Source organism: Agrobacterium sp. T29, from assembly GCF_006970545.1.
Lineage (GTDB): Bacteria > Pseudomonadota > Alphaproteobacteria > Rhizobiales > Rhizobiaceae > Agrobacterium > Agrobacterium leguminum.
Genome location: NZ_CP040640.1, coordinates 1,507,911 through 1,526,310 on the forward strand (window position 1 = coordinate 1,507,911; position 18,400 = coordinate 1,526,310).

Consider the following 18,400-nt stretch of genomic DNA (forward strand, 5'->3'; position numbering starts at 1 on the left):
AATCCGCAATTATGGCGCCGGTCACTTTCGGTATCGTTTGGTAACGTCCGTCAGGACGACTTTTTCTTCGCTTCCTTCAGCGCCTTCGCCCGCTCGCGCACAACGGTCGCCCGGCCCGGCTTCATCTCCTGCCGCGCGCGCCCGAACGCCAGCGCATCGGCCGGCACGTCATCGGTAATCACGCTGCCGGAGGCGATATAGGCCCCCTCTCCAATGGTGACAGGAGCGACCAGCGACGAGTTCGAACCAATAAAACTGTTCGCACCGATCCGCGTCTCGGCCTTGTTGTAGCCGTCGTAATTACAGGTGATGGTGCCAGCGCCGATATTGCTGCCCGCGCCGATGAATGCATCGCCGATATAGGTCAGATGATTGACCTTGGCGCCCTCGCCGATCTCCGCCTTCTTGACCTCGCAGAAATTGCCCACCTTGGCGTTAGCGTGCAGGTTCGCGCCCGGACGCAGCCGCGCATAAGGACCAACGGCCGCACCTTCGGCGACATGCGCCCCTTCCAGATGTGAAAACGCATGGATGACGGCGCCCGGCTCGATGGTGACGCCGGGACCGATGACGACATTCGGTTCGATCAAAACGTCCTGACCGATCTTCGTGTCATACGAGAGGAAAACGGTTTCGGGCGCAATCATCGAAACGCCGTCCACCATCAGTTCGTGGCGGCGGCGCTCCTGCCAGAGCTTCTCGATAAAGGCCAGTTCGGCGCGGTTGTTGCAGCCGACCAGTTCCGTTTCGGGCGCATCGATGGCGACGGCGCGGCGACCGAGGGAACGTGCGATCTCGACCACGTCGGTCAGATAATATTCGCCCTTCACATTGCTGTTGCCGATCCGGTCGAGCAGGTCCAGCGCGTTGCGGCCGTTGATGGCCATCAATCCGCTATTGCACCAGGTAACCTTACGCTCCGCATCGGTCGCGTCCTTCTCCTCGCGGATAGCGACAAGTTCGCCATCCTTGACCAGAAGCCGGCCGTAACCGGTCGGGCGGTCGGTATGGAAACCGATGACGGCGACATCGGCGCCGGCGGCAATCGCCTCACGCGCCCGGTCGAGCGTTGCAGACGTGATGAGCGGGACATCGCCATAGGCGACGATGAGATCGTCGAAACCTCGCTCGATGGCTGCGCGTGCGGCAAGAACCGCATGGCCGGTGCCCTTGCGTTCCGTCTGCAGGAAAGCTTCGACCTGAAGACCCTTCATGCTTGCGGCAGCAGCGACATTGTCGGCATCGCGCCCGACCACCAGCGCCACCGTGCCGACGCCAGATCCAGCCACCGCCTCAACCACATGGCTGATCATCGGACGCCCGGCGACCGGATGCAGCACCTTGGATTTCGACGATTTCATGCGCGTGCTGTCGCCCGCTGCGAGAATAACGGCTAGAGAGCTGCGCTCCATAAGACCTCCAACACCCAGTCACCGGCCGCAGGGCGGCCAGGACGGCGGCATATGTTTGACTTCACGCCGTCCGGCAAAACGAACGGGCGCATCGGTAATTTCATTCCGGAATTGCTATAACGGCGGCCCACTTAAGAAACCATGCAAATCTGCACCAAATTTCCGCACCGATTTTCATCAAACGTGATTGGAACGGGATCGCATCCCGCTCCCGCGGTTTGATTTATCGCCGGGGGTTGCGGGCAGTGAATTCCAGCACCTGCTGGCGGCCGTTTTCGATCAGCCTTTCCATCTCGCGGCGCGCTGCGGCCTCATCGCGCAGGCGAAACGCCTCCACGAGCCGCAGGTGGGACGCGGAGACGTCGGAAATCTCATTGGGATCGGTTTCCGGGTTGCTCATCCGGAAAATGCCCACCAGAGCCGCCTTTATCAGCGAACCGACGGTGCGCATGAACGGATTGCCGGACATTTCAGTGATGAGGACATGGAAATTCATATCCGCAAGCGCGCGCTTTTCCTTGGAATAGGCGGTATTGCCCATCTCGTTGGCGTAAGCGGCGAGCTTGGCGATATCCGCGTCCTTTGCCCGCGTCGCGGCAAGCCCCGCACCATAGGGCTCGAAGGCCTGACGGATATCGTAAAGATGCAGCAGAAACTCGTCGCTGACCCCCGCCTCGAAATGCCAGAGCAGCACTTCGCTGTCGAACATGTTCCAGCTTTCGCGCTCCGTCACCCGGGTGCCGATACGCGCCTTGGGGGAAATCATGCCCTTGGCGGTCAGCGTCTTCATCGCTTCGCGCAGCACTGTGCGTGACACTTTCAGCCGCTCCATCAGCTCGGCATCGCCCGGCAGGATATCGCCCGTCTTGAAGGTGCCGGACACGATATCGAGACCGAGCTTGTGAACGACCTGTGCATGATTTGTCCGCAGCTTTCGAAAACCGATAGCCGCATCGAGCATTCCGCGCTGCAAGTGCCATGTCCTTCCGTTCGGTTGGCGATCTTAAAAATCGCGCCAGACGTGTATATCTCAAGTCAGAATATAGTGAAAAACATCAAGTCGCCTGAAAAGCAAAGGCAAACTTCGTCCACGGCGTAAAACATATGAAAATAACAAAGGCCGCACATGAATTTCATGCGCGGCCTGTTATCGGCGGGAATGGAAAGTCCCGTTATTGCGGCAGCTTGTCGTCCACGCCGGCGACGTAGAAGTTGAGGCCGAGCAGAACACCGTCCTCGGCCTTTTCACCCGCCTTCAGCCATTCCGAACCGTCCTGCTTCTTCACCGGGCCGGTGAAGGGGTGCAGCTCGCCCGACTTGATCTTGGCTTCGGTATCCTCGGCCATCTTCTTCACGTCATCAGGCATGTTGGTATAGGGCGCCATGGTCAGGATGCCGTCCTTCAGGCCGTCCCAGACGGATTCGGACTTCCAGGTGCCATCGAGAAGAGCCTGCGTGCGCTTGATGTAATAGGCGCCCCAGGTGTCCTTGATGGCGGTAAGCTGCGTCTTCGGACCGGCCGCGATCATGTCGGACGCCTGACCGAAAGCCTTGATGCCGCGTTCGGCCGCAACCTGCATCGGCGCGGTGGTGTCGGTGTGCTGGGTCAGAATGTCGACGCCCTGGTCGATCAGCGCCTTGGCGGCATCGGCTTCCTTGCCGGGGTCGAACCAGGTGTTGGCCCAGACGACCTTGACCTTGAAATCGGGATTGACGGACTGCGCGCCGAGCACGAAGGCGTCGATGCCCATCACCACTTCCGGGATCGGGAAGGAGGCGATGTAACCGGCGAGACCCTTCTGCGACATCTTCGCGGCGATCTGGCCCTGAATGTAGCGGCCTTCATAGAAGCGCGAATTGTAGGTCGCGACGTTTTCGGCGGTCTTGAAGCCGGTGGCGTGTTCGAACTTCACCTTGGGGAACTTCTGGGCGACCTTCACGGTCGCATCCATGAAGCCGAAGGAGGTGGTGAACACCAGTTCGCAGCCCGAGCGGGCCATGCGCTCGATGGCGCGCTCGGCATCCGGGCCTTCCGGAACGCTTTCGAGGAAAGGCGTTTCGATCTTGTCGCCGAAATGCGCCTGCAGTTCCTGACGGCCGATATCATGCGCCTGCGTCCAGCCGCCATCGGTCTTTGAACCGACATAGATAAAGCAGACCTTCTTGGCGTCGGCGGCTTCCGCCGAGGAAACGACGCCGCCGAGAGCCGCAACCGAAGCGGCGAGTGCTATGACCAGTTTTTTCATTTTTACCCCTGTTGGTTTGGAGACGTGAGAATGCTTCACCTGTCCGGCACGAAGGATTTGCCAAGCGACGCCGGTGTATTGATCAAGGTCGTGCGGCGATTATGCGAGATGATGACCAGCACGACAATAGTTGCGAGATAGGGCAGCGCCGAAAGCAATTGCGACGGCACGCCGATGCCGAAAGCCTGCGCGTGCAATTGGCCGATGGTGACGGCGCCGAACAGGTAACCGCCCGCCAGCACCCGCCATGGGCGCCAGGAGGCGAAGACGACGAGCGCCAGCGCAATCCAGCCGCGCCCGGCCGACATGTTTTCCACCCATTGCGGCGTATAGACCAGCGAGAGCTGCGCACCGGCAAGCCCCGCGCAGGCGCCGCCGAACATGACGGCGAGATAACGGGTGCGGATGACATTGATGCCGAGCGCATGGGCCGAAGCGTGACTGTCGCCGATGGCGCGGATTTTGAGGCCCGTGCGGCTCTTGAACAGAAACCAGCCGATGCCGGCGACAAGCGCGATGGAGAGGTAGAAGATCAAATCCTGCCGGAACAGCAGCGGACCGAAGAAGGGAATGTCCGACAGCAGCGGAAAGACGATGGGCTGCAGTTTCACACCCGGCAGGCCGACGAAACTTTCACCCAGCATGCCCGAGACGCCGAGGCCGAGAATGGTGAGCGCAAGGCCCGTCGCCACCTGATTGGCAACGAGCGTCAGCGTCAGGAAACCGAAGAGCAGCGAGAAAACCGCACCCGAGGCAATGCCGGCCAGAATGCCGAGATAGGGAGACCCGGTCATATGCGCGGCCGCGAAAGCGCAGACCGCACCCATGATCATCATGCCCTCGACACCGAGATTGAGGACGCCGGAGCGCTCCGTCACCAGCTCGCCGGAAGCGGCGATGACGAGCGGCGTGGCGGCGGTGATGACGGTGAGGAGAATGGCCTGAAGCATATCCATCATGCCGCTCCTTCTTTACGATGCGCCTTGCCGGAAAAGACCACCCTGATGCGATAGAAGATCAGCGTATCGCAGGAGAGCACGAAGAACAGCATCAGCCCCTGAAACACGCGCGTCACCTTGTCGGAGACGCCAATGGAAAGCTGCGCCGCCTCGCCGCCGAGATAGGTCAGCGCCAGCACCAGCCCGGAAAGGATGATGCCGAGCGGATTGAGACGACCGAGAAAGGCGACGATGATGGCGGTAAAGCCGTAACCCGGCGAAATGCTGGGCTGGAGATGGCCGATGGAGCCGGAAGCCTCCGATATGCCCGCAAGCCCCGCCAGCGCGCCGGAAAGCAGCAGCGAAAACCACACCATGCGGCTGGAGGAAAAACCGGCAAAACGCCCTGCCCGCGCCGACTGGCCGAGCACGGTAACCTCAAAGCCTTTCAGCATGTAGCGCATCATGAACCACAGCGCGATGGCCGCAACGATGGCGAAAACGAAACCCCAATGCGCGCGGCCCGAGGCCAGCATTTCCGGCAAAACGGCGCTGTCGTTGAAGGGCTTGGTCTGCGGGAAGTTGTAACCGCCCGGATCGCGCCAGATGCCGCGCGTCAGCCAGTCGAGGAAAAGCTGCGCGACATAGACCAGCATCAGGCTGACGAGGATTTCGTTGGTGTTGAACTTCGTCTTCAAAAGTGCGGGAATACCCGCATAAAGCGCGCCGCCCACGGCGCCCATCACCAGCATCAAAGGCAAAAGCAGCGGCGAATGCCAGTCGGGATAAAGCACCGGCAGGATGGAGCCGGTGATCGCGCCGATGGTGAACTGCCCCTCCGCGCCGATGTTCCAGTTATTGGAGCGATAACAGATCGACAGGCCGACGCCGATCAGGATCAGCGGCGCGGCCTTGATCGCCAGCTCGTGCAGCGACCAGACTTCCAGCAGCGGCTCGACGAAAAAGGCGTAAAGCGCGTCCAGCGGGTTCTTGCCGAGCATGGCGAACATGATGGCGCCGACGAGCAGCGTCAGCGTGAGCGCCAGAAGCGGCGAAAGCAGCGTGAATAGCCTCGAGACCCCTGCCCGTTTTTCAAGCTCAATGCGCATGCTGGGCGGCTCCCGAATGTGTGTGGATGCCGCCCATCAGCAGGCCGATCTTTTCAAGCGTCATGTCTTCCACGGGATGGGTCTCTGACAGCTTGCCGTCGGAAATGACAGCGATATTGGTGGCGACTTCGAAGATTTCATCGAGATCCTGGCTGATGACGATGACCGCCGAGCCCGCTTTGGCAAGATCGACAAGCGCCTGGCGAATGCGGCTCGCCGCACCCGCATCCACGCCCCAGGTCGGCTGATTGACCACCAGCACGGCAGGCTGGCGGTCAAGCTCGCGCCCGACGATGAATTTCTGCAGGTTGCCGCCCGACAGCGACCCAGCCAGCGGATCTGCCCCGCTTTTGCGCACATCCATGGTTTCCGAAATGCGCCGCGCCGCCGCCTTAATGGCGGAACCACGCACTATGCGCAGGAAACCGCCGGTCAGAAACGCCTTCCGGTCGGAACGCGCCCGCGCCAGCAACAGATTATCGGAAAGGCTCATGCCGGGAACAGCGGCATGACCATGGCGCTCCTCCGGCACGAAACCCGCACCCATCAGCCGGCGACCATTGATGCCGATACGGCCGACCGGCTTGCCGCGCAGATGGATCGCATCGTTATTATAGACCGGATATTCGCCCGAAAGCGCATCGAACAGCTCGCCCTGCCCGTTCCCGGCAACGCCGGCAATCGCCAGCACCTCGCCGGCGCGCACGGTCATGGAAATCGATTTCAGCGCCACGGCAAAAGGCGTGCGCGGCGCGACCGAAAGCCCCATGACCTCGATCTGCGGCGCACCCAGCGCCTCGCCCGTGGCCCGCGAAACGCTTGCGACATCGCTGCCGACCATCATGCGCGCCAGCGATGCCGGCGTTTCCCTGCGCGGATCGCAGGCGCCCGTCACCTTGCCGTGGCGCAGAACGGTGGCGCGGTCGCAGATACGCTGCACCTCTTCGAGACGATGGCTGATATAAAGCACAGAACGGCCTTCAGCCTTCAGCTTCTCCAGCGTCTCGAACAGCTTGTCGGCCTCCTGCGGCGTCAGCACCGAGGTCGGCTCGTCGAGAATGATGAGGCGCGGATTCTGTAGAAGCGCTCGGACGATTTCGATGCGCTGTCGCTCGCCGACCGAAAGATCGGCCACATGCGCATTGGGATCGAGCGGCAGACCGTAGGCGCGCGACAGCGTTTCCGCTTGCCCGGCGATTTCCTTCAATGAAATTTTCGGATCGAGCGACAGGGCGATGTTCTCAGCGACCGTCAGCGCCTCGAACAGCGAAAAATGCTGGAAGACCATGCCGATGCCAAGCCGGCGAGCCTCACTGGGTGAGCCTACGGAAACCGGCTGGCCCTGCCAGATAATATCGCCCTCGGTCGGTGCGAGAACGCCGAACAGCATCTTGACGAGCGTGGATTTGCCCGCGCCGTTTTCCCCCAGAAGCGCATGGATTTCGCCCGGCGCAATATCGAGATCGATGCCGTTGCAGGCGGCGAAATTGCCGAACAGCTTGGTCAGCTTGCGAACGGACAGGAGAGGCACGGCCTCCGGCGCCAAAGTTCCAGTCACGAGTTCCCTCTCTCACCAACCGTCATGCCTTCTTCGAGGCGTTTCAAACGGTTGCGGTCATTGTTCCCAATCCCGCACCAAAAAGTATGCAATGATACGCGATCAGAACTTATTGATAACGGTTTTGCTGCTGCGCACAACTGAAAAAGAAGCCGCTTAAATGCAATTTGCACAAGCAATAAACGGCTTTACCCTTTTCTTATTTCGCGCCGAGCGAGGGGAAAAACTGCAATATTCCACCGATGCAATAAAGATAGATGCCGCTTGCCACAAAGCCGATCACGGCCCAGGTCGGGGTTTCGAAATGCATCAGCAGCGAATAACCGCCAAGCGCGCACCAGATGAAGACCACGGCGAGATTGAGCGGCCGCAATCGCTTCACCCGCACCGGATGCAGGAAGTTGATCGGCAGGAATGTCAAAAACACCGAAACGGTAACGACGATCATCGCCGTGGTGGCGCTGGCGTCCATGACGAACAGGGTGAACACCACCATGTTCCACACCACCGGAAAGCCGGAGAAGAAATATTCGTCCGTCTTCATGCCCATATCGGCGTAATAAATCGCGCTCGACACCACGATCATGCCGGCGGCCACGAAGGACAGCGGCTCGCCGATCATGCCTTTCTGATAAAGCGCAAAGGCGGGCAGCAGCACATAGGTAACATAGTCGATGATATTATCGAGCGTATCGCCGGACCAGTTGGGCAGCACTTCCTTCACCCTGACCTTGCGGGCGATCGGACCGTCGATGCCATCCACCAGAAGCGCAAGCCCCAGCCACCAGAACATGTCGACGAAGCGGTGTTCGGCTGCGGCGACCACGCCGAGAAAAGCCAGGAACGAACCGGAGGCCGTGAGCATATGGACGGAAAAGGCGCGGATTTCCGCGTAGGGAACACGCTTATAGTTGAAAATTTTCATAGTCAGCGTCTGTGCCCCGTTTTTTCATCCGCCTGTCCATTCCGGTATGCGGCCATTCACCACGCTTTGCAACCGGCTCAATCCGCTTATCCTAAGACTAATATCGCGGCACAACCAACGAATCTTCGCAACCGGATGTTCCGGGACCGAAGTGGATTTACCCGACCAAAGCCTTTATGATGCTTTGGAAATAACAACGGATCAGGACCATGAGACACTTCGATATCGCCATCACCGGTGCGGGACTTGCGGGCCAGATCGCGGCCATCGCGCTGGCGCGGGCGGGCCGCCACGTGGCGCTCATTGCACCTTCGAGCGACAGGAAGGACCAGCGCACCACGGCGCTGATGGACCAGTCCATCCGCTTCATGGACCGTCTCGGCCTGTGGTCGCGCATCGCGCCTTCGGCCGCACGCCTTTCCACCATGCAGATCATCGACGGCACCGACCGCCTGCTGCGTGCACCCACCGTGCAGTTCCGTTCGTCCGAAATCGGTCTGGACGCCTTTGGCTGGAACATCCCCAACGAGGCTTTGCTCGGCGTTCTGAGCGAAGCGGTCGGGCAGGAACACAATATTACCCGCCTCGACACGTCCGCCGAGACAATCGACATCGGCAACGAGCGCGTGACGGTGACGCTTGCGGACGGGGAAACGCTCTCCGCCGATTTCCTCATCGGTGCGGATGGCCGCAAATCGATGGTGCGGGATGCGGCCGGCATCGGCGTCAAATCCTGGTCCTATCCGCAGACGGCCATTGTTTTGAACTTCGGCCACAGCCGGTCGCATGGCAATGTCTCGACGGAATTCCACACACCCACCGGCCCTTTCACGCAGGTTCCCCTGCCCGGCAACCGCTCCAGCCTCGTCTGGGTCGTCACCCCGCAACAGGCGGAGGAATTGACGGCGCTGCCGCTGGAAGCGCTTAGCCTCCGGGTCGAGGAGCGCATGCAATCCATGCTGGGAGCCGTCACCGTCGAGGACAGTGTGCAGGCATGGCCGCTCTCTTCCATGACGGCGCATCGCTTCGGCAAGGGCCGCGTCGCCCTGATCGGCGAGGCCGCACATGGTTTTCCGCCCATCGGCGCGCAGGGGTTGAACCTCAGCCTGCGCGACATCATCGCGCTGACGGAATTGCTGAGCGCCGTCTCCGACCGGCCGATTGCGGCCGATGCCGGCAGCAGCTTCGACCGCAGGCGGCGGGCGGATGTGTATAGCCGCACGCTGAGCGTCGATCTCCTGAACCGCTCCCTGCTTTCCGATCTCCTGCCGGTGCAGATGGCGCGCGCGGCGGGCCTGGACGTGCTTTCCGGCATCGGCACGCTTAGAAGCATGGTCATGCGCGAGGGCATCGAACCAGGCCGTGGGCTGAAGGCCCTACCCTCGCTGCTGTTCGGCAGCTTCAAAAAGGCTGGATGAAATACACCACGCCGGTCAGCGTGAGGACCGACAGCACCGTCGAGATCAGGATCGTTGCCGACGCCCGCTCCTGCCAGACGTGATATTGCTGGCCGATGACGAAAACATTCGTCGCGGTCGGCAGCGCGGCCAAAAGCACGGCCGAATAGATCCACACCGGCTCGAACCGCCCGAGCGACGAGAGCACGAGATAAGCGGCGAGCGGATGCAGGATCAGCTTTGCCGGCACGATATAGCTGATTTCCACCGGCACCCGTTTCATCGGCCGAAGCGCCAGCGTCACGCCCATGGCAAACAATGCGCAGGGCGCCGCCGATTGCGCCAGATAATCCACCAGCCGCTGCACCGCTTCCGGCGGCTGCCATGACAGCGAGGCGGCGAGAAAGCCGGCGATGACGGAGACGATGAAGGGGTGGGTGATGACCTTGCGCGCCACGTCCAGCGCAAGTCTTGCCGGAGAGCGCTTGTCTCCGCCCGCAACCGCCATCATCGCCGGGGCGACGATGAAGTGGGCGGCATTTTCCAGACAGACTATCAGCGCCACCGGCACCGCCGCCTTTTCGCCAAGCGCCAGAAGCGCAAGCCCCGGCCCCATATAGCCGATATTGCCGTAGCTTGCCGCGAAACTCTGGATCGTGGTTTCGGCAAGGCTGTTTTTCCGCACGAACCGGCCGATCAGGAACACAGCCAAGAAAATACCATAGGTGCAGGCGAGACTGGCCGCGACGAAATCCATCCGCGCCAGTTCTTCCACCGGCGTTTTCGACACCAGCTTGAAAAACAGCGCCGGAAGCGCCGCATAGATGATGAAGGTGTTCAGCCAGCCCATCGCCTCGACCGGCTGCTTCGTGATGCGCGCCGCCCCGTAGCCGATGAAGATCAGGCCGAAAAACGGTAACAGCAATCCGACGATATCCGTCACTATGTTTCCCCCGCAAGCAACTCCAGCGGGAGGCTTAGCCGATTTGCATCAGGATCGGAAAGGTCTCCTGGAACCAGATCGCCACATTGGTGATAAAACCGGACATGAAAGCGAGACCCGTCAGCACCAGCAATACGCCGAGCAGCTTTTCCACGAGGCCGAGATGGCGGCGGAAGCGGACGAGGAAACGCATGAAGGAGCCGGAAAACGCCGCCGCGATCCAGAACGGCACCGCAAGGCCAAGAGAATAGACCGCAAGCAGCGCCGCACCGTCGCCAACCGTATCGCGCGCGGCGGCGACGCCGAGAATAGCCCCCAGAACCGGGCCAATGCAGGGCGTCCAGCCGAAGGCAAATGCAAGACCCATGACATAGGCCCCGGACAGCGTGGCAGGCTTGCCCGCCCCCTGAAACCGCGCCTCGCGCGAAAACAGGCCAATGCGGAACACGCCGAGGAAATTCAGGCCCATCAGAATGATGATGAAACCGCCGATCTTGGCGAGAATATCGAGATTCTGGCGCAGAAGCGTGCCGATCGTCGAGGCGCCTGCCCCCAGCGCCACGAAGACCGTGGCGAAACCGAGCGTGAAGAAGAAGGCCGAAAACAGCACGGCCCTGCGAATCTCCGGCCGCGGCGCGGTATCTTCCGTCCTGAACTGCTCGACCGAGACACCCGCCATATAACAGAGATAAGGCGGCACCAGCGGCAGAACGCAGGGCGACAGAAACGAAAGAGCGCCGGCCAGAAGCGCGCTGAACAGGGAAATATCGGCAATCGACAAGAAAGAACTCCGCATTCCGCAAAGCCGCCGCGATTCTCGAGCTTCGCCGGCACTTCACGCTTCATTTTCGTGCATGTCATTGCTGCAAAAGGATTTCACCCGTTCGTCCGACATGTCTTAAGCCGGTTTTATCCCCAGCCGCCCCCTCTCTCCAATCACCTTTTCGGGGGTGCGACAAAAAAAACCGGATTGATTGTCGAAACCGCTTTTTTTGGGTTGACCGAACGGATCGCTCTACCTATGTTCCGCGCACTTCCGAAGGGCAGCCAAGCCCCGACACGGGAGAGCGTAGCTCAGCCGGTAGAGCAACTGACTTTTAATCAGTAGGTCCAGGGTTCGAATCCCTGCGCTCTCACCACCTTCAAATACAATTTTCTGATATTTCACAAAGAGTTAGCACTGAAGGCGACCGAACTCCGGCAGGAATTGAAAAGATTCGCCCGCAGTCCTCGAGGGTAAAATAGCGATATCCGCCGCAAACCCGGGTTTTAGAACAGCCGTCGCGATAAGGATCACCGGCTCACGCGCCAGCATCCCGGCATGACCGGGCAGTCGTTTCAATCGATCGGGATAGTTCCTCAGGCCGAAGTCTCAGCCCCGGAAATCATGGGATTTAATATTCCCGCAAATCCAATCAGGAGATCATTTGCGCGCGGCAGTACGGCGGCAGCGCCAGTTCCAGTCTCTTGGCTCGCCCGTGTCCATATGGACCGATTCGGTGTGGCAATAGGTGCCGACGCCACCGCGTTCCGGCAGGGAACGCAGATAGGTGGCAAGCTCCCATTTGGAGACGCCCTTGATCTGGATGTCGGCGGCATCGCAGGTGTAGTGCTTGGAGCCCTGCCTTATGCCCTTCGGCGGACGATAGCCCGAGGTGACGATCGCCGGGCTGTTATAGTGGCGCTCCACATCCTTGATCATCCGCACCAGTTCCGGCTTGAAACAGCCGACTTCGACACGGTCCGTCTGCAGGAAAAGCCCGTTCGGAGCGACGCGGGTGAGGCCGGAGAGCGACGCGAGCTTCATCAGGCCGGTCGGCTGGTCATCCTCTTCATCGAGATGGGCGTCGTCGAATTCGTCGGACATCATTGAGCGGCCGGAAAGGGCGATGCCCATCGTCCCGTCCGAAACGCCGGGCAATGCGGCGACCTGCGTATTGCCGGCCGTGCCGCTTTCAATCATTTTCGGCAGGCGCTTTTTGGCCGCACCGGCGAAAAATGCCGCAAGCGTTACGCCCTTACCCTCGCTTTCCTGCCCCTCGCCCGCCGCCCTGGCGTCCTTGGCTGGTTGCGCGGCAACAGCCGCGAGCTGTTCCGATGCCGATTGCGGCACGGGTACGGGAACCGGCTGACGATTTTCGCTGTGCTGTTCCGCCGGCACCTGTGCGGCTGGCGGGACCTGAGCCGGCGCTGCCACCGGTTGCGGCTGCGCCGCCTGCACCGGCGCCGAATAGACGCTGCTGACGGCCGGAACGATTCTCTGGGAAGAAGCGCCCGCAGCGGCGGCCGTGCCCAGCGCCCCTGCGGCACCGACGGGCGCTGCTACTGCGGATGCGGTGGAATAAATGCTTGTCGTCCCTGCGGAGATCGCCGTTGGCTGCGTCGTCAATCCGCCGATATCGGGAGCGGTGCCATAGGCCTGCACCGGGCCGCCCGATGCCTGCGGCTGGGCTGGCGCGGCCGCTCCGGCCGCCGATGCCACGGCCGGATCCACATAATGTCCCTGTTGCGCGCCAGCCGCAGCAGTTGAAGCGGCGGTCTGCGGCTTCTGTTGTGCGGAAATCTCCGGCTTTTTGGTCGCCGCCGCCATCTCATCGTCGGTCACCGCCGAAACGCATCCGGAAAGCCCGAGCAGCGAAACCGCGATGACGAGACGCTGACGGACCAGACGTCCTTTCGCGCTCTCGACAGTTTTCATGGGTGGCCTCCGTATCTTGCATTTCCAACAGCAGCACGGGAACGGGCGCGTGTGCTTCCCCAAAACGGGACTGGCCGTTTCGATTCGCGGACTATGCCTCATCCCCTCGGGACAAGGCAAGAGCACCCGAAAACGCCGCTGCTCACCGGAAAATCCCTACCAGGAACCGGTATTCTGCATAGATATCCACGGTTCGGCTGGTGCGAGGCTTTCGCCCTTCTGCAGAATTTCGAAGGAAATACCATCCGGCGAGCGCACGAAGGCCATGTGTCCGTCACGCGGCGGCCGGTTGATGACGATGCCGTTCTGCTGAAGCCGGGCACAGAAATCGTAGATATTGTCGACCTCGTAAGCCAGATGGCCGAAGTTGCGGCCGCCGGTATAATCCTCGGTATCCCAGTTATAGGTGAGTTCGAGGCACGGCGCCTTGTTTTCCTTCGCCGCAGCAATGTCATCACGCGCCGCAAGAAACACCAGAGTGAATCGGCCTTTTTCGTTCTCGATTCGGCGTATTTCCTCAAGACCCAGCAGGTCGCCATAGAATTTCAGTGATTCGCCAAGGTCTTTGACGCGAACCATTGTGTGCAGATACCGCATTTTCTTCCTCTCCATTACACGGGTCCGAAGCCGTTAAACGCACGATGGCAAGCCCCGGACAAGGACGGCGACATAAAAGCAGCTGCGTAAATCAAAAACTAGGGCTTGCGTGAAACCGTTACCAAGATGTTAATCTGGCGCACAGGAATCAGTTGACCGGTGTATGGCGCGTAATCGAGGGGTTGGCAGGATATGGCTGATAGGATGTCATCGAAAACGATAGTCGATGTCGAGGACCTTTCGGGCGATGCCGTGGACCTGACCGAAATTACCGGCGTCGTGAAGTGGTTCGATGTCGCCAAGGGTTTCGGCTTCATCGTGCCCGACAACGGCACGCAGGATGTGCTGCTGCACGTCTCCTGCCTGCGCCGCGACGGTTACCAGACAATTCTTGAAGGTACGCGCATCGTCGCCCTCATCCAGCGGCGCGACCGCGGTTTCCAGGCATTCCGCATCCTGTCCATGGACCAGTCGACCGCCGTTCACCCCTCGCAGCTGCCGCCGGTGCGCACCCATGTGCAGGTAACGCCTTCGAGCGGGCTTGAGCGCGCCATCGTCAAATGGTTCAACCGCACAAAGGGTTTCGGCTTCCTGACGCGCGGCGAAGGAACGGAAGACATTTTCGTGCATATGGAAACCCTGCGCCGTTTCGGCCTGACGGAGCTTCGCCCCGGCCAGGTGGTGCTGGTGCGTTACGGCGATGGCGACAAGGGCCTGATGGCGGCGGAAATCCACCCCGACAACCCGGTTTCCATCGGGATGTCGCATTGATGTCCGCCCTGCCCCATATGGTGAAAAGCGCCGTTATGGCGCTTCTTTTTTTCACGCTGGCCGCCGCCGCCCAGGCCCAGCAACAGCAGACATTCACCTCCGAACCGCTGCAAATTGAAACCGCCGGGGGAAAGAACCACGATTTCACTGCCGAACTGGCGCTGAACAACGCCCAGCGCGAACAGGGCCTGATGTTCCGCAAGAGCATGCCGCTTGAAAACGGCATGCTGTTCGACTTCGGTGAGCCGCGTGACGTCGCCATGTGGATGCGGAACACGCTTATTCCGCTCGACATGCTTTTCATTGGCCGTGACGGCCGTATTACCCATATTCACGAAAACGCGGTTCCGCATTCGGAAGCGATCATCAGCTCCCGCGGGCCAGTAAAATTTGTGCTTGAACTGAATGGCGGCACTGCGAAACGCTATGGCATCAAGCCGGGCGATATGGTTCGCAGCGCGCAAATCGGCAACCGGAAATGACGTTGCCGCGTTATTGCGTCTGAATGAGCCGGACGAGCTTTCGCCCGGCTGGCGCAATATTCAGTAGACCGGCTCGATATGGCTCAAAATCCGGCAATTGGAAATGGAAGCGGCAAGGTTGATGGCAATGTCGATCGCCTCGACCGAATCGGCCGTGCCTTCCAGATAGATCACATCATTTTCGACGGTTGCGGAAATGCGCGACTTCTCGAGACCCGATTCGAAGGCCAGAGCCGACGTGATTGCCTGGCATACGCCGGCCATGCGGTCTCCGAAGAAGCTTTCCTGAATGCCTGACAAATTGAACATATGCGTTCTCCTTCTTATGGACATAACAACGCCCTGAGGGCGGTTTTGTTCATCTCCGGTTCATCTATTTGTTCATCTTCCATTCATCTTGGAAAATTGGAACCCCCTGATCGATCACATTTTAGGTGATCGGGAACCATTTCGTGAGGCGGGCATTTCGCGCATGGGAGAATGAAAGACCTTCAAGGCAGGTAAAACAGGGAGGAGAATGACATGCTGATTAACAGAACGGAGCCGTGTCACCACGCCTCGTGGATGAAGCCGGTGGCGATCCACCTGCCGCTGTGCGTCGCCGTGGAAATCTACAGCCCGCTGGTGGCGCTGGACATGCTGATGTACCGTTGGCCCGAGGAACACGGGCCGGAATATGAAGAGGCGCGCAGGAACTGCCTCGATGCCATCGCTGGCAGATGCGACATCGAGAAAGCACGGGAATCGTTTCTCGTCGCAAGCAGTCATGCCCATATCCTGAACGTCCACTAAAATTCATCGACCGTCATGACGATTGGGCCCTTCCGTGCGGAGGGCTTTTTCTTTTGCGCGTGGCTTCTGCGACGCTTCCATACACGGCGCAGCCTGCACACCGGCCGATGATGACATGTAACTGTCACGCAAACGTTATAATCGGCAGAGACGAATTCCATGGAATCGATTGGCGCGCAGACCGCCAAAAGCTTGGGAGTGGAACTGGCCAGCATGGAAACTGTCTTTGCCCTTTGCGCAATTCTGCTCCTCGGCTTCAATCTTCTCGGCATCGTTCTGGCCGGCTGGCGACTGACGAGACGGGACGCGGAAAACGATCTCGTCCGGCAAAAGCCGCCTGTCTCGCTCGTGGTACCGCTGCGCGGCGTGGAGAACTTCACGCCCCTGACGCTGTCGCGCGCCTTCGAACTCAACTGGCCCGATTATGAGTTGCTGTTCTGCGTCGCCGATGAATTCGATCCGGTGATCGAGGAAGTTCGCAAAGCGCAAGCCGCCTTCCCCTCGGTTTCCATGCAATTGCTCATTGGCGATGACCGCATCAGCGCCAATCCGAAACTGAACAATTGCGTCAAGGGCTGGCGGGCCGCCCGGCATGAATGGGTGATTCTGGCCGATTCGAACGTGTTGATGCCGAAATCCTATATTGCGACCATGATGTCGGCCTGGCGGCAGGATAGCGGGCTCGTCTGCTCGCCGCCGCTCGGCTCCCGGCCTACGGGTTTCTGGGCGCATGTGGAATGCGCCTTCCTCAACGGCTCGCAGGGCCGCTGGCAATATGCGGCGGAAGCCATCGGCATGGGTTTCGCACAGGGCAAGTCGATGTTGTGGAACAAGCCGTTTCTGGAAGACAATGGCGGTATTCGCGCGCTGGCTGCTGAAATCGCAGAAGACGCCGCCTCGACGAAGCTGGTGCGAAGCGCCGGCCGCAAGGTGCATCTGGTCTGCGCCCCCTTCGAACAGCCGCTCGGCCAGCGCCATGCCGGCGAGATATGGTCGCGCCAGACCCGCTGGGCGCGGCTGCGACGCGTGACCTTCCCGCAATATTTCGCGCCGGAAATCCTCACCGGCGCGCTTCCCCCGCTTCTCTTTGCGCTCGCCGCCGCCGCCATGATGGATGTAAACCTCGCCGCAACCGCCTTTGCCGTCCTCGCCCTCATGTACGTGCCGGAACTTGCGCTCGCGGCCCTTAACCGCTGGCCGATATCGCTCCATACGCTGCCGGCAATGATCGCCCGGGACGTGATCATGCCCATCGTCTGGGCGCGAAGCTGGATCGGCAGCGCGGTGGCATGGCGCGGCAATGTCATGACGATCGGCACGGCGGAGAGCACCCTGGCCGGTCCGTCCGCGGAATAAATCACGGCTATTTGGAAGAAGTTACGCCGGAAAGCTGATGTTTTGCTTTAAAATGGTCGGAGTGGAGAGATTCGAACTCCCGACCCTCTGGTCCCAAACCAGATGCGCTACCAGACTGCGCTACACTCCGCCGAGGCGATGGCTGGGGAATACACGGTTCACCCGCAGTCCGCAACAGGGAAATTCATCTTTGTTCAGCAACGGCCCCGATGAGCAAAACGTAACCTCGAAACGGCAGCGCGCGATCGGACGGCAAGGGGATAATCGTCTTGACTCTCACCTGAAGTCAGTCCATTTCAAATTCAACGTTCCTGACACGATTTGGTTATTCTATTCAGGTACGTGATGAATAATTCGGGGCGTTTCGCCCCGCTGTCCAACCGGAGCAGTTTCGACATGTCTGCGAAGATTTACCGCCCTGCAAAAACCGCCATGCAATCCGGCAAGGCGAAAACCAATGTCTGGGTTCTGGAATTCGACGCCGAGGTTCCGCGCAAGATCGATCCAATCATGGGCTACACCTCCAGTTCCGACATGAAGCAGCAGCTCAAGCTGACATTCGAGACGCAGGAACAGGCCGAAGCCTATGCCCAGCGCAAGGGCATCGAATACCGCGTCATCCAGCCGAAGGAAGCGACCCGCAAGGTGGTTTCCTACACCGACAATTTCCGTTTCAACCGCACCCAGCCCTGGACGCACTGAAACACGACGATCAAAGTTTTTGCCGGAGTATCGATTGCCCGGCATGACGGCCCCTTAGCTCAACTGGATAGAGCAACTGCCTTCTAAGCAGTAGGTCGCAGGTTCGAGTCCTGCAGGGGTCGCCATCTTTTCTGCAACGCCAGATACGTCCGGATTATCGCAAGTGATTTCGCGGGTTTGGTTTGTCCCTGCGCTGACTGATCGGGGCGTTTTGCTGTGTTTGATTTGGGCATTTTCAATCCCGTAGATTTTCCGACTGAATAATTCCGCCTTGAGCAGTCGTTACCGTTTTGCTTTATGTAGATGCAGGCGCTCTCGAGCTTGCTGCTTTATCAGGCCAAACGTATTATCTTTGGTGAGGCATTGGGCCCGCGGTGGCTCTGTCCACCCTCGGAAAAAGAGCATGCACCTGGTCCCGAGATGGGTCTACTCTCACCGGAATTTTTCTTACCGCGAACCTGACCTGCGACCATA

Annotated in this window: 18 protein-coding genes and 3 tRNA genes; 8 read left to right on the forward strand and 13 right to left on the reverse strand. The window is 60.0% G+C overall.

All coding sequences use genetic code 11. From position 1 onward, the window contains the following. Positions 1-50: 50 nt before the first annotated feature. The 7 genes from glmU to pcsA form a co-directional block, all read right to left on the reverse strand. Positions 51-1,412, reverse strand: coding sequence for a bifunctional UDP-N-acetylglucosamine diphosphorylase/glucosamine-1-phosphate N-acetyltransferase GlmU (glmU, locus tag FGF54_RS07645; protein ID WP_142779355.1), 1,362 nt, complete (start codon positions 1,410-1,412; stop codon positions 51-53). A 223-nt stretch (positions 1,413-1,635) separates the two neighbouring features. After that, positions 1,636-2,373 carry a FadR/GntR family transcriptional regulator gene (locus FGF54_RS07650; RefSeq protein WP_031233913.1) on the reverse strand — a complete coding sequence of 246 codons (738 nt, stop codon included), beginning with the start codon at positions 2,371-2,373 and terminating at the stop codon, positions 1,636-1,638. A 211-nt stretch (positions 2,374-2,584) separates the two neighbouring features. Further along, positions 2,585-3,658, reverse strand: a complete 1,074-nt coding sequence (locus FGF54_RS07655; RefSeq protein ID WP_003523439.1) for a BMP family ABC transporter substrate-binding protein — start codon at positions 3,656-3,658, stop codon at positions 2,585-2,587. Positions 3,659-3,693: 35 nt separating this feature from the next. Next, positions 3,694-4,614, reverse strand: a complete 921-nt coding sequence (locus tag FGF54_RS07660; RefSeq protein WP_003523440.1) for an ABC transporter permease — start codon at positions 4,612-4,614, stop codon at positions 3,694-3,696. Then, positions 4,614-5,705 carry an ABC transporter permease gene (locus FGF54_RS07665; RefSeq protein ID WP_137453092.1) on the reverse strand — a complete coding sequence of 364 codons (1,092 nt, stop codon included), beginning with the start codon at positions 5,703-5,705 and terminating at the stop codon, positions 4,614-4,616. The genes FGF54_RS07660 and FGF54_RS07665 overlap by 1 nt, the downstream gene beginning before the upstream one ends. Further along, positions 5,695-7,251 (reverse strand): ABC transporter ATP-binding protein, encoded by a 1,557-nt coding sequence (locus tag FGF54_RS07670; RefSeq protein WP_020810305.1) that lies wholly within the window; start codon positions 7,249-7,251, stop codon positions 5,695-5,697. The genes FGF54_RS07665 and FGF54_RS07670 overlap by 11 nt, the downstream gene beginning before the upstream one ends. A 211-nt stretch (positions 7,252-7,462) precedes the next feature. Next, positions 7,463-8,188, reverse strand: a complete 726-nt coding sequence (gene pcsA, locus FGF54_RS07675) for a phosphatidylcholine synthase (protein WP_035263562.1) — start codon at positions 8,186-8,188, stop codon at positions 7,463-7,465. A gap of 209 nt (positions 8,189-8,397) precedes the next feature. Between pcsA and FGF54_RS07680 the strand changes: the two genes are divergently transcribed. Next, positions 8,398-9,606 (forward strand): UbiH/UbiF family hydroxylase, encoded by a 1,209-nt coding sequence (locus tag FGF54_RS07680; protein ID WP_142779356.1) that lies wholly within the window; start codon positions 8,398-8,400, stop codon positions 9,604-9,606. Here the strand turns inward: FGF54_RS07680 and FGF54_RS07685 are convergent. Then, positions 9,590-10,528: an AEC family transporter gene (locus FGF54_RS07685; RefSeq protein ID WP_065655176.1), complete on the reverse strand. Its 939-nt coding sequence runs from the start codon at positions 10,526-10,528 to the stop codon at positions 9,590-9,592. The genes FGF54_RS07680 and FGF54_RS07685 overlap by 17 nt on opposite strands. Positions 10,529-10,562: 34 nt before the next feature. Further along, a complete protein-coding gene (locus FGF54_RS07690) occupies positions 10,563-11,309 on the reverse strand; it encodes a cytochrome c biogenesis CcdA family protein (RefSeq protein ID WP_003523449.1) in 747 nt (248 codons plus the stop codon). 282 nt (positions 11,310-11,591) lie between these two features. On the opposite strand from FGF54_RS07690, the gene FGF54_RS07695 reads away from it, so the two are divergent. Beyond that, positions 11,592-11,667, forward strand: a tRNA-Lys gene (locus FGF54_RS07695). A 284-nt stretch (positions 11,668-11,951) separates the two neighbouring features. Here FGF54_RS07695 and FGF54_RS07700 read toward each other — a convergent pair. Further along, positions 11,952-13,226 (reverse strand): YcbK family protein, encoded by a 1,275-nt coding sequence (locus FGF54_RS07700; protein WP_168208032.1) that lies wholly within the window; start codon positions 13,224-13,226, stop codon positions 11,952-11,954. A 156-nt stretch (positions 13,227-13,382) separates the two neighbouring features. Continuing rightward, positions 13,383-13,823, reverse strand: a complete 441-nt coding sequence (locus tag FGF54_RS07710) for a VOC family protein (protein WP_059760310.1) — start codon at positions 13,821-13,823, stop codon at positions 13,383-13,385. A 192-nt stretch (positions 13,824-14,015) separates the two neighbouring features. Between FGF54_RS07710 and FGF54_RS07715 the strand changes: the two genes are divergently transcribed. Both FGF54_RS07715 and FGF54_RS07720 read left to right on the forward strand, forming a co-directional pair. Beyond that, on the forward strand, positions 14,016-14,594 hold the full coding sequence (locus FGF54_RS07715; RefSeq protein ID WP_004442353.1) for a cold-shock protein: 579 nt from the start codon (positions 14,016-14,018) through the stop codon (positions 14,592-14,594). Beyond that, a complete protein-coding gene (locus FGF54_RS07720) occupies positions 14,594-15,076 on the forward strand; it encodes a DUF192 domain-containing protein (protein WP_003522641.1) in 483 nt (160 codons plus the stop codon). The genes FGF54_RS07715 and FGF54_RS07720 overlap by 1 nt, the downstream gene beginning before the upstream one ends. A 60-nt stretch (positions 15,077-15,136) precedes the next feature. On the opposite strand, the gene FGF54_RS07725 is transcribed toward FGF54_RS07720, so the two are convergent. Further along, a complete protein-coding gene (locus FGF54_RS07725; protein ID WP_003522642.1) occupies positions 15,137-15,385 on the reverse strand; it encodes a BON domain-containing protein in 249 nt (82 codons plus the stop codon). 213 nt (positions 15,386-15,598) lie between these two features. On the opposite strand from FGF54_RS07725, the gene FGF54_RS07730 reads away from it, so the two are divergent. Further along, complete coding sequence (locus FGF54_RS07730; protein WP_035262940.1) at positions 15,599-15,868, forward strand: DUF982 domain-containing protein; 270 nt, start codon at positions 15,599-15,601, stop codon at positions 15,866-15,868. A gap of 213 nt (positions 15,869-16,081) precedes the next feature. Next, positions 16,082-17,224, forward strand: a complete 1,143-nt coding sequence (locus tag FGF54_RS07740) for a ceramide glucosyltransferase (protein ID WP_142779358.1) — start codon at positions 16,082-16,084, stop codon at positions 17,222-17,224. Between the two features lie 53 nt (positions 17,225-17,277). On the opposite strand, the gene FGF54_RS07745 is transcribed toward FGF54_RS07740, so the two are convergent. Next, positions 17,278-17,354 (reverse strand) — tRNA-Pro (locus FGF54_RS07745). A gap of 266 nt (positions 17,355-17,620) precedes the next feature. On the opposite strand from FGF54_RS07745, the gene FGF54_RS07750 reads away from it, so the two are divergent. After that, a complete protein-coding gene (locus FGF54_RS07750) occupies positions 17,621-17,926 on the forward strand; it encodes an ETC complex I subunit (RefSeq protein WP_003507982.1) in 306 nt (101 codons plus the stop codon). A gap of 48 nt (positions 17,927-17,974) precedes the next feature. Next, positions 17,975-18,051 (forward strand) — tRNA-Arg (locus FGF54_RS07755). Positions 18,052-18,400: the final 349 nt, after the last annotated feature.